We start from the raw sequence: 14,545 nt of genomic DNA, 5'->3' as shown, positions 1-14,545 counted from the left end.
CTATATGTAACAAGCCGCTAAAACCAAGCTCTGATCCCGCACCAGAGCCCGAGCATGGACCTCCGCCAACTGCGCTATTTCATCGCCCTCATCGAATACCGCAGTTTCGTCCGCGCCGCCGATGCCATGGGCATCACCCAACCCGCCTTCAGCCGCGCAATCCAGAACCTCGAACATACCTTTGGTTGCACCCTGGTCGATCGTGCCAGCAAGGCATTGCCCCCCACCCCCGAGGGCCAAGTGGTGTTGCAACATGCCCGTCGCCTGGTCCAGGGCGCCGCGCAACTGAACCACGACGTCCTGCAGATGACCAAGCTCGATGCCGGAGAGCTGCACTTCGGCAGCGGCCCGGCCCTGGCCGTGCGCCTGGTGCCCCAGGCCCTGCAACATTTTATCGGGGCTCATCCCGGCATCCGCACCGACTTGCTGGTGGACAACGCCGAGCGCCTGGGCCAAGCCCTGCGTCGCGAGCAGATCGAGTTCTTCGTCGATGACGTACGTCCCTTCGAGGCCGATCCCTACTTCCACACCGAGGCACTGTCCCCGCGTCCAGGCCTGTTCTTCTGCCGTCCCGGGCACCCGCTGCTGGCAAAGGACAGCCTGTCGACCAACGACCTGTTCACCTACCCACTGGCCAGCGCCCTGCTCGCTCCCGGTGTGCGCAAACGCCTGGCCAACCTCAGCGGGCGCAATGACTTCACCCCGCACCTGCAAACCGAACACCTGGCAGTGCTGCGCAACGTGGTAATGGCCAGCGACGCCATCGGCACGGCCAGCGAAGAAGCGGTGGCCGAGGACCTGGCCGCCGGCCATCTGGTGCGTCTGCACTGGCGCAACCTGCCGCCGGGCATGGAAGTGCTCAGCGTGCGCTGCGGGGTAGTTAGCCGCAGTGGTTATCGCCTGTCACCGGCGGCGCGGGCGATGATCGATACCCTGGTCAGCCTTGATGCTGCCCCATCGCCCGCAGACGTGGCGCATCGACAATCTCCACCTCGCCATAGCCCAGGCGCACCACGCCGGCCTGTTCGAGGCTCCTGAGGATCTGGTTGATGGTCTGGCGCGACAGCGACAGCATCAGGGCCAACTGTTCCTGGGACACTTGCAACCGCCATTGGGCGACATCGCGCTCACCGTAGCCTTCGGCCATCTGCAACAGGCGCTGCGCCACCCGCGGCGCGGCAGCCAGCAGGCTCTGCTGCTCGAGGGCGACGAACACCCAGCGCAACTTCTGGCTCATCAGCAGGGCCAGGTCGCGCCAGTGCTCTGGCTGGAACGCCAACCATTCCAGCAACGGCGCCTGGGGAATCCACAGCAGGCGTGTCGGCCCCTCGGCATAGGCGTCATGGGTGCGCGGCTGGCCATCGAACAGGCTGATCTCGCCGAACCAATGGGGTGACTCGACCAGCGTCAGCAACGCCTCCTTGCCTGCGCTGCTGACCGCTCCGACCCGCATCGCCCCTTCGAGTACCGCATACAGGCCACACGGCGCATCGCCGCGCTGGAACAGACGCTGCCCCGCTGCCAGTTCACGCGGACGGCCCAGGGCCAGCAGACTATCCTGAACGGTAACGGGCAATTGCCGGAACCATTGGCCATGCAGCAGTTGAGTGCGCGGATCGTGCATGGCACCTCGCAAAGCGAACTCTGTCGGCCAGGCGACAGACGACGATGAATGAACAGGGGCAAGCTGTGCTCACCCCTGATGGAGGAACAACAATGAAAAACCTCGTCGAGCACCTGAGTCAATACGCGGCCTACCACCGCGATCCACGGAACATCGCCACCCACTTCATCGGCATTCCGCTGATCGTGCTGGCCGTGGCCGTGCTGCTGTCACGCCCAGGTTGGGACATGGCGGGGCTGTGGCTGTCGCCGGCGCTGCTGCTGGCGCTCTGGTCGGTGTGGTTCTACCTGCGCCTGGACCTGCGCTTCGGCCTGGTGATGGGGCTGCTGCTGGGATTGTGCCTATGGGCCGGCCAGGCACTGGCCGTGCAGAGTACCGGGCTGTGGTTGAGTGCCGGGCTAGGTGCGTTCGTGGTGGGGTGGATAATCCAGTTCGTCGGACATGCCTACGAAGGGCGCAAGCCGGCATTCGTCGATGACCTGAGCGGGCTGATCGTCGGGCCGCTGTTCGTGGTGGCGGAGCTGGCGTTCATGGCTGGCTTGTGTGGCGAACTGAAAAAGGCCGTGGAGGCCAATGCCGGGCCTGTCGCCGTTCGCCAGAAGAAAGCAGTCGTCTGAAGTAATCGCGGGGCAAGTCGCATCGGTGCGCCGATGCGACTTGCCCCGCGATGCGTTACTGCCTGGACTCCACCCCCAGTTCATCCCACACCGACTCGGCCAGATGGAACGTGGCATTGGCCGCCGGGATCCCGCAGTAGATCGCGCTCTGCATGATCACTTCCTTGATCTCCTCACGCGTCACACCGTTGTTGGCGGCTGCGCGCAGGTGAAGTTTGAGCTCGTCGTTGCGGTTCATGCCGATCAGCATGGCGATGGTGATCAGGCTGCGGGTGTGCCGGGGCAGGCCGGGGCGGGTCCAGATATCGCCCCAGGCGTGCCGGGTGATCATCTCCTGGAACTCGCCGTTGAAGTCATTGAGCTTTTCCAGGCTGCGGTCCACGTGGGCATCGCCGAGCACCGCGCGGCGCACCTGCATACCGGCATCGTAACGTTGTTTCTCATCCATGGCAGGTTCCTCAGCGGGCCAGCAGGAAATCGAGCACACGGGCGCTGAAGGCCGCGCCGATCTCGACGTTGGACAGGTGCGCCGCCGGGAATTCGGCATAGGTCGCGTTGACGATGCGGCGCTGCATGAAGCGGCCATGCTCAGGCGTGGTCACCACGTCCGCAGAGCCCGCCACCACCAGCGTCGGCACCTGGATGCGCCCCAGCTGTTCGCGGTAATCGGCATCACGTACCGCCGCGCAGTTGGCGGCATAGCCTTCTGGATTGGTGCGCGCGAGCATCTGGCAGATGCGCTGGGCCTCGTCCGGCCGCGCCTGGGCGAAGGCCGGGGTGAACCAACGGGCGATGGAGCCGTCGCGCAGGTCCGCCATGGCCTGCTGGCCACCCTTGAGCACCGCGTCGATGCGGGAGTTCCAGACCTCGTCGTTGGCGATTTTTGCCGCAGTGTTGCACAGGGTCAGGCTGTGCAGGCGCTGGCCGGCGTTGATGCCCAGCCACTGGCCGATCAGGCCGCCCATGGACAGGCCGACGAAGTGTGCATGCTCGATGTCCAGCGCCTCGAGCAGGGCCAGCACGTCGCCCCCCAGCTGCTCGATGCTGTAGGGGCCTTGAGTGACCAGCGAGCCGCCATGGCCACGGGTGTCGTAGCGCAGCACGCGAAAGTGTTCGCTCCAGGCGGGAATCTGCTCATCCCACATGCCCAGGTCGGTGCCCAGGGAGTTGGAGAGCACCAGCACCTGCGCATCGGCCGGGCCATCGAGTTGGTAGTTCAGTACGCCATCGGCCAGTTGCAAATGCGCCACAGCGGTCTCCTTTCAGGCAGTGAAACGTTGATGTTCGGCCACGGCGCGCGCCACCCAGACGCGGGCCTGGCCCAGGTAATGGGTGGGGTCGAGCAGGCGGTCGAGCTCCTCGCCGGACAACTCGGCGTTGACCTGCGGCTCATCACCAAGCACTGCACGCAGATGGCGCCCTTCGGCCACGGCGCGCTGGCAGCACTGCTCCAGCAGGTGATGGGCACGGTCGCGGCCCAGGCGCTGGGCGAGGACAATACTGACCGCCTCGGCCAGCACCAGGCCCTGGGTGAGGTCGAGGTTGCGGCGCATGCGTCCGGCGTCCACCTCCATGCCCTCGGCGATCACCTGGGCCTGGCGCAGGGCACCGGAGACCAGGCAGCAGATCTCCGGCAGGGTTTCCCACTCGGCATGCCACAGGCCAAGGCTGCGTTCGTGCTCCTGGGGCATCGCGCTGAACAAGGTCGAGAGCAGCCCGGGCACACGGGTGGCGGCGCTGATCAACACCGCCGCCCCGACCGGATTGCGCTTGTGCGGCATGGTCGAGGACCCGCCCTTGCCCGGCGCGGCGGGTTCGAACAACTCGCCCGCCTCGCTCTGCATCAGCAGGCTGACGTCACGGCCGAACTTGCCCAGGCTGCCGGCGACCAGGCCCAGCACCGAGGCGAACTCCACCAGGCGGTCACGCTGGGTGTGCCACGGCTGTTCGGGCAAGGCCAGCTTCAGTTGCGCGGCCAGGGCCTCGGCCACCGGCAGCGCTTTGCTGCCCAGCGCCGCCAGGCTGCCGGAAGCGCCACCGAACTGCAGCACCAGCAGGCGCGGGCGCAGTTCCTTGAGGCGTTGGCGATGGCGAGTGAGGGCGCCGAGCACACCGGCCAGCTTCATGCCCAGCGTCACCGGCGTGGCATGCTGCAACCAGGTCCGCCCCACCAGCGGCGTGTCGGCATGCTGCAATGCCTGATGCGCCAGGGTGTCGGCCAGCTTGCCGAGATCGTTTTCGAGCAACCCCAGCGCCTCGCGCAGTTGCAGCACCAGGCCGCTGTCCATCGCATCCTGGCTGGTGGCGCCCAGGTGCACGTAGCGCTCGGCCTCGGGTACGCCACTGGCGACCACCTTGCCCAGGGCCTTGACCAGCGGGATCGCCGAATTGCCGGCCACCGCGATGGCGTCGGCCAGCGCCCGGGCATCGTAGCGCTCGGCCTTGCAGGCCGCCTCGATGGCAGTCACCGCCGTGTGCGGCACCAGCCCGGCGGCCGCCTCGGCGCGGGCCAGGGCCGCCTCGAAGTCGAGCATGCCCTGCAACCGGCCCCGGTCGGAGAAAACCTCGCGCATGGCCGGGGTGGTAAAGTAGGCGTCGAACAGTTGGTTGCTCATGCAACGTCCTTAGTGATCGTGGTGCAGGTACGCCGCCTGCTTCGGCAGGCGCAGGCTGAACAGGAAGGCCACCGCCATCATGGCGGTTACGTACCAGTAGAAGGTGTTCTCCATGCCCAAGGTTTTCAAGCCCAGTGCCACGTATTCGGCCGAGCCGCCGAACACCGCGTTGGCCACGGCGTAGGCCAGCCCCACGCCCAATGCGCGAACCTGTGGCGGAAACATCTCGGCCTTCACCAGGCCGCTGATGGAGGTGTAGAAGCTGACGATGCACAAGGCCAGGCTTACCAGCACGAAGGCCATGAACGGGCTGGTCACGGTCTTCAGCGCCATCAGCAAGGGTACGGTGAAGAGCGTCCCCAGGGCGCCGAACAGCAGCATCGAGTTACGCCGGCCGATGCGGTCGGAGAGCATGCCGAACAGCGGCTGCAGGATCATGAACAGGAACAGCGCGCCGGTCATGACGAAACTGGCACTCTTGGCATTCATGCCGGCGGTGTTGACCAGGTACTTCTGCATGTAGGTGGTGAAGGTATAGAAGATCAGCGAACCGCCGGCGGTGTAGCCCAGTACGGTGATGAACGCGGCGGCGTGATTGCGAAACAGCCCGCTGATGCTACCGGCATCCTTGTCCTGGCGGGTCTCTGCGCTGCTGGTCTCCTTCAGCGAACGGCGCAGCATCAGCGAGATCAACGCGGCAATGGCACCGACCACGAACGGGATGCGCCAGCCATAGGCGCGCAGTTCGTCCTCGGAGAGCAGTTGTTGCAGGATCACCACCACCAGCACCGCCAGCAACTGGCCGCCGATCAGGGTGACGTACTGGAACGAGGCGAAGAAACCGCGCTGGCCACGCAGCGCCACTTCACTCATGTAGGTGGCGGTGGTGCCGTACTCACCGCCCACCGACAGCCCCTGGATCAGCCGCGCCAGGAGCAGCAGCGCTGGCGCCCAGGTGCCGATGCTGGCGTAGGTGGGCAGGCAGGCGATGATCAGCGAGCCGCCGCACATCATCAGCACCGAGATCATCAGCGAGTTCTTGCGCCCGTGACGGTCGGCCAGGCGGCCGAAGATCCAGCCACCGATGGGGCGCATCAGGAAGCCCGCGGCGAACACGCCGGCGGTGTTGAGCAACTGCACCGTGGGGTCGTCGGAGGGGAAGAAAGCCGGGGCGAAATAGATGGCGCAGAAGGCGTAGACATAGAAGTCGAACCATTCCACCAGGTTGCCCGACGAGGCGCCGACGATGGCGAAGATACGCTTGCTGCGTTCTTCGCCGGTGTAATAGGTTGAGGTCATGGTGCGTTTGCTCCTGGAGGGTCACAGGTAATTCTAGACATACCTGGTTACACACTCGTTCCGCCTTGCCCGTGCGTCATGGCTACCGGCCTCATCGCGGGGCAAGGCCGCTCCCACGCTGCCTGGCAGGCATGCTCGTGCGAGCGGAGGGTTCCAAAGGATCAGATCCTTTCTATGGCCAACGCCAACCCCTGCCCAACGCCCACGCACATGGTCGCCAGGCCCTTGCGCCCGCCGCTCTTCTCCAACTGATGCAACGCCGTCAGCACCAGACGTGCCCCGCTCATGCCCAGCGGATGCCCCAGGGCAATTGCGCCACCATTGGGGTTCACCTGCGGTGCATCGTCTGCCACACCCAGCTCGCGCAGCACTGCCAGGCCCTGGCTGGCAAAGGCTTCATTGAGTTCGATGACATCGAAGTCGGCCACGGCAATGCCAAGGCGCTCGGTCAGCTTGCGCACCGCGGGCACCGGGCCGATACCCATCACCCGTGGCGCCACACCAGCGCTGGCCATGCCCAGCACCCGGGCACGTGGGGTCAGACCGTGCGTCTTCACCGCCTCGGCCGAAGCCAGAATCAGCGCGGCGGCACCGTCGTTGACACCCGAGGCGTTGCCAGCGGTAACGGTCTTGTCCGGGCCGTTGACCGGCTTGAGCTTGGCCAGCGCCTCCAGCGTGGTCTGCGGGCGCAAATGTTCGTCGTGCTCGACCACCGTCTCACCCTTGCGGTGCTGGATACGCACCGGGACGATTTCCTCGGCGAAAAAGCCGGCGGCCTGCGCGGCGGCAGCCTTCTGCTGGCTGCGCAGGGCGAAGGCATCCTGGTCGGCACGCGATACCTGGTAATCATCGGCGACGTTGTCGGCGGTCTCGGGCATCGAGTCCACACCGAACTGGGCCTTCATCAACGGATTGATGAAGCGCCAGCCGATGGTGGTGTCCTCGAGCTTCATGTTGCGCGAGTAGCCGCTCTCGGCCTTGCCCATCACGAACGGTGCGCGGGACATCGACTCGACGCCACCGGCAATCGCCAGCTCCATCTCGCCGCTGGCGATGGCCCGGAAGGCGCTGCCAATGGCGTCCATGCCCGAGGCGCACAGGCGGTTGAGAGTCACGCCTGGGACGCTGTGCGGCAAGCCGGCCAGCAACAGCGCCATGCGCGCCACGTTACGGTTGTCCTCGCCGGCCTGGTTGGCACAGCCGAAGAACACTTCGTCGAGCTGATCCCATTGCACATCCGGGTTGCGCTCGATCAGCGCCTTGAGCGGCACTGCCGCCAGGTCGTCGGCGCGCACGCAGGCCAAGGCCCCGCCGAAACGGCCGATAGGAGTACGCACAGCGTCGCAGATAAAGACGTCTCGCATCAGGCTTCTCCTGCCGTCTGGCCATGGGCGGCGGCGGTGCGCGCTTCGAGGTCGCGCAGGGCGGACAGTTCTACCTCGCTCGGAGCCGTGGTTTGCCGCACGTCGCCGGCGAAGCGGATCTCCCAGCCAGTGGCAGCGATGATCTGCTCGCGGGTCACGCCTGGGTGGATCGAGGTGACCACGAACTCATGGGTACCCGCCTCCGGCTCCATGATGCACAGGTCGGTGATGATGCCGACCGGACCTTCACCCGGCAGCCCCAGGCGCTGACGTGAATCGCCGCCTTCGCCATGCCCCACCGAGGTGATGAAGTCGAGCTTGTCGACGAAGGCCCGCGGCGACTGCTTGAGGATGATCAGCACCTGCTTGGCGGAACCGGCGATCTCCGGGGCGCCGCCGGCACCTGGCAGCCGGGTCTTCGGCGCGTGGTAGTCACCGACCACGGTGGTGTTGATATTGCCGAAGCGGTCAACCTGGGCAGCGCCGAGGAACCCTACATCGATGCGCCCACCCTGCAGCCAGTAACGGAAGATCTCACCGGTAGGCACCACGGTGTCGGCGGTCTCGGCCAGCTCGCCGTCACCGATGGACAACGGCAGCACGCTGGGCTTGGCACCGATCGGACCGGACTCGTAGATCAACACCACGTCGGGCGACGAGGTCAGGCGCGCCAGGTTGGCGGCCTTGGAAGGCAGGCCGATGCCGACGAAGCAGACGGCGCCATTGCGCAGGCGACGGGCGGCGGCGACGGTCATCATTTCGGAAGTGGAGTAGCTCATTGCGCGGCCTCCGCGGTGCTGGCCAGCCTGGCCTGGAATTCGGTGAAGTCGGCGGTGCCACGGATATAGGTGTCGACCCAGGCGGTGAACGACTCACGGTTGCGGGCAATCGGGTCCCAGGCCTGGTAGAAGCGATTGTCGCGCTCGTAGTAGCCGTGGGCGTATGAAGGGTGGGCGCCGCCAGGCACCAGGCATACCGCGTTGAGGGCCCATGTGGGCAGCACACAGGCATTCATCGGCGCCTGCAGGTCATCGACGATCTCCTCGACGGTGACGATGCAGCGCTTGGCTGCCAGCGCCGCTTCCTTCTGCACACCGAGGATGCCCCACAGCAACACATTGCCCTTGCGATCGGCCTTCTGCGCATGGATCACGGTGACGTCCGGGCGCACGGACGGTACCGCGGCAAGTACTTCACCAGTGAATGGGCAAGTGACGGACTTGATCAGCGGGTTGACCTTTGGCAGATCGGAACCGGCGTAGGCGCGCAGCACCGCGAATGGCAGGCCGGAGGCACCGGCGACATAGGCGTTGGCCAGGTCGGCGTGGCTGTGCTCCTCGATCTCGATCGCGTGGGGCCACTGTTTCTCCACCGCGTCGCGCAGGCGATGCAGCGAGCCCACGCCCGGGTTGCCGCCCCAGGAGAAGATCAATTTGCGCGCGCAACCGGCGCCGATCAGCTGGTCGTAGATCAGATCCGGGGTCATGCGCACCAGGGTCAGGTCGCGCTTGCCCTGGCGGATGATCTCGTGGCCGGCGGCGGTCGGGATCAGGTGGGTGAAACCTTCGAGGGCGACACTGTCGCCATCCTGGATGAACTGCTTCACGGCCTCGTGAAGCGAGAGGATTGCTGCCATTGGAGACTCCTGGTCAGGTCGAGTCGGGTCAGTGAGCAGCGGGCCGATGCATCGCTGCGATGGGCCCAGATTAAGGAGACTGAGGGGGTTATCTCAATCCGATAATCGCACTTTTGTGCGATTATCGAACCATTTGTTACCCTGCTATTTATACGATCCTGCAGGAGCGAGCCACCAGACCTCAGGTCGCATCCGCGTGGCTGACCAACCCTTTCACCACGACAGCCACCGCGGCCAATGCCGCCGGCACCAGCAGTGCCGTCAGCACCTGCTCGAAATTCCAGCCCAACCCCAGCAGCGTAGCCCCGCTCCAGGCGCCGAGAATCGCGCCGAAGCGGCCGATCCCGAGCATCCAGGAAACGCCTGTGGCACGGCCTTGGGTCGGATAGAAGCGCGCCGCCAGCGAGGGCATGGCCGATTGCGCGCCGTTCACGCACATGCCGGCAACCAGCACCAGGGTCGCCAGCAAGGTGATGTTGCCCAGGCTCTGTCCAACGGCGTAGGCGAACACACCTGCCAGCAAGTAGAAGATGCCGATCACCTTGTGCGGGTTGAAGCGGTCCATGGCCCAACCCACTGCCACCGCGCTCAGCACCCCACCAAACTGGAACAATGCGCCGATAAAGGCGGCCTGCTCCATGCTTGCGCCGCTGTCTCGCATCAGTGTCGGCAGCCAGCTGGTCAGCAGGTAGACGATCACCAGGCCCATGAAATAGGTCAGCCACAGCAATACGGTGCCCAGGCCATAGGTACCCGAGAAGATCACCGCAAACACGTTGCGCGCCGCCACCGCCTTCTGTTCCGGCACGCTGAAGCTCGATGCCTGGGCTACCTGTTCAGGATTGATCGGCGCCAGGGTCTTGCGCACCTTGTCGGCGCCGCGGTTGCGCACCACAAGGAACCGCGCCGACTCCGGCAACCAGGCCAAGAGCACCACTGCCAGCAGCAGTGGCAGGACACCGCCGATCACCAGCAGGCTGTGCCAGCCATATGCCGGGATCAGCTTGGCCGAAATGAAACCGCCGCCGGCCATGCCCAGGTTGAAGCCACAGAACATGCTGGTCACCAGCAGCGACTTGAGGCGCTCCGGAGTGTATTCCGACAACAAGGTGGTGGCATTGGGCATGCCGGCCCCGAGGCCCAGGCCGGTCAGAAAGCGCAACACCAGCAATTGGTCGACATTGCTCGCGTAGGCCGAGGCCAGACTGAAGCCACCGAACACCAATACCGCGCCCACCAGCACGCCCTTGCGTCCGAAGCGGTCGGCCAGCGGGCCGGAGCCGAGGGCGCCGAACACCATGCCGATCAGCGCGGCGCTCATCACCGGGCCGAGGCTGGCCCGGTCGATGCCCCATTCCTGAGACAGCGCCGGGGCGATGAAGCCCATCGCGGCGGTGTCCAGGCCGTCGAGGAAGACGATCAGGAAACACAGGATCACCACCCGCCATTGATAACGGGACAGCGGCTGGGCATTGATGAAGGATTGGACGTCGAGGCAGTTGCCGACAGCGGATTGTGGCTTGTTCATTATTGTTATCCGGGAGTTGGGCGCAGGCAGGCTACCGCGCAGGGCGGATGCACTGGAACAGAAAACAGCGGATAGGTCGGCCGTGCTCAGCCGGAGTGCAGCAGCACCGTGCGCGGGTGCGACCGCGACAGCGAAGGGACAGTGGTCATGGGGATGCCCTCGGGCCTGTTGTTATTATCCGGTCGGCGCAGCCGACAGGTGCGACAGACATTAATCAGCGGGCGTGGGCGGCGCAATTCGTCGAGAGCGACACTGTGCGTTTATCGAACAGGAAACGGTATGGCGTGTTCAACGTTTCCGCGTATGAGCAACTGTCTTGTGTTGTTCGTAATCGCCTCATCGCTGGCAAGCCAGCTGAGCACGGTCGGTGTGGGAGCCGGCTTGCCGGCAATGGGGCGCAACGCGCCCCGGCGGGCTCAGCCAAATAGCTGATGGCACAAGTCCCTGCTGGCCGCCAGCAGGATCGGCAGGAAACGCTGCTCCAGTTCCCCGCGGCTGACGCGGCCGACATGGGTACTGACATTCAGCGCCGCCAGCACTTGACCCGACGCGTCATAGATCGGCACGGCAATCGAACGCAAGCCTTGCTCCAGTTCCTGATCCACCACGCACCAGCCCTGCTCACGCACCTGCTGGATACACGCGAACAACGAGGCCGGGTCATGCAGGGTACGGCTGGTACGGGCCTTGAGGTCGGCGCGTTCCAGGTATTCGTGCAGGCTGGCATCGTCCAGTGCCGCCAGCAGGATACGGCCCATCGAAGTGCAATAGGCCGGCAAACGCCCACCAACCGAGAGGTCCACCGAGATCAGCCGTTCGACCGTGGCGGAGCGCGCAATATAAAGGATGTCATCGCCTTCCAATGTGGCCATGTTGGCCGCTTCGTGGAGCTGGTCGCTGATGCGATCCAGGTAAGGCTGGGCCGACACCGCCAATGGTGTGGATGACAGGTAGGCATGACCAAGGGTCAACACTTTGGGCAACAGCGAATAGGTACGCCCGTCAGTGGTCGCGTAACCCAGCTTCATCAGGGTATGCAGGCAGCGCCGCACCGCGGCCCGCGGAATCTCCGTTCTATGGCTGATCTGGGCGATGGTCAGGTGGCGCTTGCGCTCCTGGAAGGCCTGGATCACCGCCAGGCCACGGGCCAGGGAAGTCATGAAGTCAGGGTCACCGGTGAATGCCTGGATACGCTTGGCAGCCGACGCCACGATCGGGGGTGCCAGGGTGGGGCTGGTACTGCGTGCGGGCTCGTTGGCTGACTGGCCGCTGGTTTCTTCGCTCATGGACATGCCTCAAAAAAATCGCTACCTCGTGCGATTATCGAACGAACGGCCGATAATCGCAATTGACCGCTGACACTTTTACTTATACCTTTCCCCTGCCACATGTGGCTTCTTTGGAGAGACTGGTCAGGTACCCACCGTAGAAGTCCCAGGCAACGGCCTCGCCCCTCAGCGAGGCCGTTTTCATTTCTGACAGTAGACGGCGAACTTGCTTGGCACATCGGCTTGAACCTTTTGAATGCCGGCACGACAAAGGTTTTATAGACTGCACAATAAACTTCAGGTCTATTGTCAGTTGCAGGTAAAGAACGATAGCCTTCAACCGGGCGATTGCTATAATTGCCGGTGTTGATTGAAAGCACCGTTTAACGGATCCAATCGACGCACTTTCGTTGCCTTGCGACTGCCAGCCCCTGTCTTTGCAGTGGCTTGCCGTGCGCTGCACAGCAGCTTGCCAACTCATGCATTGCCATTTCGGTGCAATGAATTGTTCGGCTTGCCGACATATCCGCATTCTGCGTGTGTATTTAAAGGCTGACGCCCCACTTCAACCTATTCAGGTATTACTGTGACGAAAGAAGAACTGCGCGCGGAACTCGAGCGCCAGGCTGAACGTTACAAGGATGTTTACGGTGGTGAAGTCACCACGTATGCCGCACAACCCGACCCGGAACGCAAACCCTGGCGTAAGCGTGCCAGCGTTCTCGACCAGGCGTTCGCCCAGGAAATCGAGAAGATCGAAAAGGAGTTGCGCAGCGACGACAATTGAAGCCGATCAGTGCCAATGCGCCATCACCCAGGAAGGGTTTGCGGCGAAGCATGCCGGCGAAAACCTATGATATGAAATGGAATCACACAAATTTCATACAGTCGTTTTAATTGCGCAAGACCAGTAAAAATTACCTCAAACAGCTGATTTTTCTGAATTTTATCGATTTTTAACGGCGTTTTTTTGCGATTACCCGGCACGTGGGTGCTCGTGCCATGCCGGCATTCTCCTGCCATCGGTCAGCGGCAGGTGCATCGATTGCCATGGTTTTCTGGCATAATCCGCCCCCCCTAAGACCGCCAGACAACCTTCATGATCGATTTATTCAGCGGACTGGATGCCTGGGTTATCGTGAGCTTGACGCTCGCTCTGACCTTCGTGCTCGCCTTCGAGTTCATCAATGGCTTTCATGACACCGCCAACGCGGTAGCCACCGTCATCTATACCAAGGCCATGCCACCGCACCTCGCCGTGTTCTTCTCTGGCGTGTTCAACTTCCTCGGCGTTCTGCTCGGTGGTGTCGGGGTGGCCTATGCCATCGTCCACCTGCTGCCGGTCGAACTGCTGATCAATGTGAACACCGGCCACGGCCTGGCCATGGTCTTCTCGTTGCTGGCCGCCGCCATCACCTGGAACCTGGGCACCTGGTACTTCGGCATTCCGGCGTCCAGCTCGCACACCCTGATCGGCTCGATCCTCGGCGTCGGCCTGGCCAACGCCCTGCTCAGCGACATTCCGCTGGGTGACGGCGTCAACTGGCAGAAGGCCATCGATATAGCCATGTCCCTGGTGCTCTCGCCAATGGCCGGCTTTGCTGTCGCAGCCCTGGTGCTGATTGGCCTGAAATGGTGGCGCCCGCTGTCGAAGATGCACAAGACCCCTGACCAGCGCCGCAAGCTCGACGACAAGAAGCACCCGCCGTTCTGGAACCGCCTGGTGCTGGTGATCTCGGCCATGGGCGTGAGCTTCGTGCACGGCTCCAACGATGGCCAGAAAGGCATCGGCCTGATCATGCTGGTACTGATCGGTATCGTCCCGGCCAAGTTCGTCCTCGACCTGAACAGCACCACCTACCAGATCGAGCGTACCCGTGACGCCACCTTGCACCTGAGCCAGTTCTACCAGCGCAACGCCGCCACCCTGGGCGAGTTCCTGGCACTGGGCAAGGCGCAGGCAAGCGACCTGCCGGAGCAGTTCAGCTGCAATCCGCAGCAGACCGAGCCGACCATCGCCGCGCTGCAATCGTCGCTCGCCGGTGTGACCGACTATCGCGCCCTGAGCGCCGAGAAGCGCGTCGAAGTGCGCCGCTACCTGCTGTGCCTGGACGACACGGCGAAGAAGGTCGGCAAGCTGCCAGGCCTGGAGCCTCGCGAAAAGGCTGACCTGGATAAACTGCGCAAGGACCTGACCGCCACCACCGAATACGCCCCGTTCTGGGTGATCGTCGCTGTCGCCCTGGCCTTGGGCCTGGGCACCATGGTCGGCTGGAAACGCGTGGTGCTGACCGTTGGCGAGAAGATCGGCAAGCAGGGCATGACCTATGCCCAGGGCATGTCGGCCCAGATCACCGCGGCCTGCGCCATCGGCATGGCCAACGTGTTCAGCCTGCCGGTGTCCACCACCCACGTGCTGTCGTCTGGTGTCGCCGGTACCATGGTCGCCAACAAGAGCGGCCTGCAGGGCGGCACCGTGAAGACCATCCTGCTGGCCTGGGTACTCACCCTGCCGGCGTCGATGGGCCTGGCGGCCGGCCTGTTCTGGCTGGCCACCAAGGCCATTAGCTGAGTGCTGATGCAGTACTGAAAAA

14 protein-coding genes are annotated in these 14,545 nt (G+C 64.1%); 4 read left to right on the top strand and 10 right to left on the bottom strand.

Features of this window, described 5'->3' with window-relative positions; genetic code table 11:
* The first annotated feature begins 54 nt into the window (after positions 1–54).
* The gene (locus DFS21_RS01880) at positions 55–1,038 is read left to right on the top strand and encodes a LysR family transcriptional regulator (RefSeq protein ID WP_110697648.1); all 984 of its coding nucleotides are present in this window, start codon (positions 55–57) and stop codon (positions 1,036–1,038) included.
* Here the strand turns inward: DFS21_RS01880 and DFS21_RS01875 are convergent.
* Positions 938–1,624 (bottom strand): Crp/Fnr family transcriptional regulator, encoded by a 687-nt coding sequence (locus tag DFS21_RS01875; RefSeq protein ID WP_102682771.1) that lies wholly within the window; start codon positions 1,622–1,624, stop codon positions 938–940. The two genes, DFS21_RS01880 and DFS21_RS01875, sit on opposite strands and share 101 nt — an antisense overlap.
* 92 nt (positions 1,625–1,716) lie before the next feature.
* Here DFS21_RS01875 and DFS21_RS01870 point away from each other — a divergent pair, with 92 nt between their 5' ends.
* Complete coding sequence (locus DFS21_RS01870; protein WP_110697646.1) at positions 1,717–2,241, top strand: DUF962 domain-containing protein; 525 nt, start codon at positions 1,717–1,719, stop codon at positions 2,239–2,241.
* Between the two features lie 55 nt (positions 2,242–2,296).
* On the opposite strand, the gene pcaC is transcribed toward DFS21_RS01870, so the two are convergent.
* The 9 genes from pcaC to pcaR all read right to left on the bottom strand — a co-directional run bounded on the left by pcaC (position 2,297) and on the right by pcaR (position 11,969).
* Positions 2,297–2,689, bottom strand: coding sequence for a 4-carboxymuconolactone decarboxylase (gene pcaC, locus DFS21_RS01865; protein ID WP_070093782.1), 393 nt, complete (start codon positions 2,687–2,689; stop codon positions 2,297–2,299).
* Positions 2,690–2,699: 10 nt separating this feature from the next.
* Complete coding sequence (gene pcaD, locus DFS21_RS01860) at positions 2,700–3,491, bottom strand: 3-oxoadipate enol-lactonase (RefSeq protein ID WP_110697642.1); 792 nt, start codon at positions 3,489–3,491, stop codon at positions 2,700–2,702.
* A gap of 12 nt (positions 3,492–3,503) precedes the next feature.
* The gene (locus tag DFS21_RS01855) at positions 3,504–4,856 is read right to left on the bottom strand and encodes a 3-carboxy-cis,cis-muconate cycloisomerase (RefSeq protein ID WP_110697640.1); all 1,353 of its coding nucleotides are present in this window, start codon (positions 4,854–4,856) and stop codon (positions 3,504–3,506) included.
* A gap of 9 nt (positions 4,857–4,865) precedes the next feature.
* Complete coding sequence (locus DFS21_RS01850) at positions 4,866–6,155, bottom strand: MFS family transporter (RefSeq protein WP_110697638.1); 1,290 nt, start codon at positions 6,153–6,155, stop codon at positions 4,866–4,868.
* Between the two features lie 161 nt (positions 6,156–6,316).
* Positions 6,317–7,522 carry a 3-oxoadipyl-CoA thiolase gene (pcaF, locus tag DFS21_RS01845; protein ID WP_178081995.1) on the bottom strand — a complete coding sequence of 402 codons (1,206 nt, stop codon included), beginning with the start codon at positions 7,520–7,522 and terminating at the stop codon, positions 6,317–6,319.
* Positions 7,519–8,298, bottom strand: coding sequence for a CoA-transferase subunit beta (locus DFS21_RS01840; RefSeq protein WP_111531733.1), 780 nt, complete (start codon positions 8,296–8,298; stop codon positions 7,519–7,521). Before DFS21_RS01840 ends, pcaF begins: the two co-directional genes overlap by 4 nt.
* Positions 8,295–9,155 (bottom strand): CoA transferase subunit A, encoded by an 861-nt coding sequence (locus tag DFS21_RS01835; RefSeq protein ID WP_110697634.1) that lies wholly within the window; start codon positions 9,153–9,155, stop codon positions 8,295–8,297. The genes DFS21_RS01840 and DFS21_RS01835 overlap by 4 nt, the downstream gene beginning before the upstream one ends.
* 181 nt (positions 9,156–9,336) lie before the next feature.
* The gene (locus DFS21_RS01830; RefSeq protein ID WP_046856926.1) at positions 9,337–10,683 is read right to left on the bottom strand and encodes an MFS transporter; all 1,347 of its coding nucleotides are present in this window, start codon (positions 10,681–10,683) and stop codon (positions 9,337–9,339) included.
* A gap of 416 nt (positions 10,684–11,099) precedes the next feature.
* On the bottom strand, positions 11,100–11,969 hold the full coding sequence (pcaR, locus tag DFS21_RS01825; protein WP_102682779.1) for a pca regulon transcriptional regulator PcaR: 870 nt from the start codon (positions 11,967–11,969) through the stop codon (positions 11,100–11,102).
* Positions 11,970–12,537: 568 nt separating this feature from the next.
* Between pcaR and DFS21_RS01815 the strand changes: the two genes are divergently transcribed.
* The gene (locus DFS21_RS01815; RefSeq protein WP_023629966.1) at positions 12,538–12,738 is read left to right on the top strand and encodes a hypothetical protein; all 201 of its coding nucleotides are present in this window, start codon (positions 12,538–12,540) and stop codon (positions 12,736–12,738) included.
* Between the two features lie 312 nt (positions 12,739–13,050).
* A complete protein-coding gene (locus DFS21_RS01810) occupies positions 13,051–14,523 on the top strand; it encodes an inorganic phosphate transporter (RefSeq protein ID WP_023629967.1) in 1,473 nt (490 codons plus the stop codon).
* Positions 14,524–14,545: the final 22 nt, after the last annotated feature.

It is taken from the genome of Pseudomonas sp. 2848, from assembly GCF_003253945.1.
Classification (GTDB): Bacteria; Pseudomonadota; Gammaproteobacteria; order Pseudomonadales; family Pseudomonadaceae; genus Aquipseudomonas.
Note: the sequence above shows the minus strand (reverse complement) of the source record. Positions and strands in the feature narration are given on the sequence as shown.

Coding starts and splice junctions, on each gene's coding strand:
- DFS21_RS01880 (WP_110697648.1), top strand. CDS start 55: ATGGACCTCCGCCAACTGCGCTATTTCATCGCCCTCATCGAATACCGC.
- DFS21_RS01875 (WP_102682771.1), bottom strand. CDS start 1,624: ATGCACGATCCGCGCACTCAACTGCTGCATGGCCAATGGTTCCGGCAA.
- DFS21_RS01870 (WP_110697646.1), top strand. CDS start 1,717: ATGAAAAACCTCGTCGAGCACCTGAGTCAATACGCGGCCTACCACCGC.
- pcaC (WP_070093782.1), bottom strand. CDS start 2,689: ATGGATGAGAAACAACGTTACGATGCCGGTATGCAGGTGCGCCGCGCG.
- DFS21_RS01855 (WP_110697640.1), bottom strand. CDS start 4,856: ATGAGCAACCAACTGTTCGACGCCTACTTTACCACCCCGGCCATGCGC.
- DFS21_RS01850 (WP_110697638.1), bottom strand. CDS start 6,155: ATGACCTCAACCTATTACACCGGCGAAGAACGCAGCAAGCGTATCTTC.
- DFS21_RS01840 (WP_111531733.1), bottom strand. CDS start 8,298: ATGAGCTACTCCACTTCCGAAATGATGACCGTCGCCGCCGCCCGTCGC.
- DFS21_RS01835 (WP_110697634.1), bottom strand. CDS start 9,155: ATGGCAGCAATCCTCTCGCTTCACGAGGCCGTGAAGCAGTTCATCCAG.
- DFS21_RS01830 (WP_046856926.1), bottom strand. CDS start 10,683: ATGAACAAGCCACAATCCGCTGTCGGCAACTGCCTCGACGTCCAATCC.
- pcaR (WP_102682779.1), bottom strand. CDS start 11,969: ATGAGCGAAGAAACCAGCGGCCAGTCAGCCAACGAGCCCGCACGCAGT.
- DFS21_RS01810 (WP_023629967.1), top strand. CDS start 13,051: ATGATCGATTTATTCAGCGGACTGGATGCCTGGGTTATCGTGAGCTTG.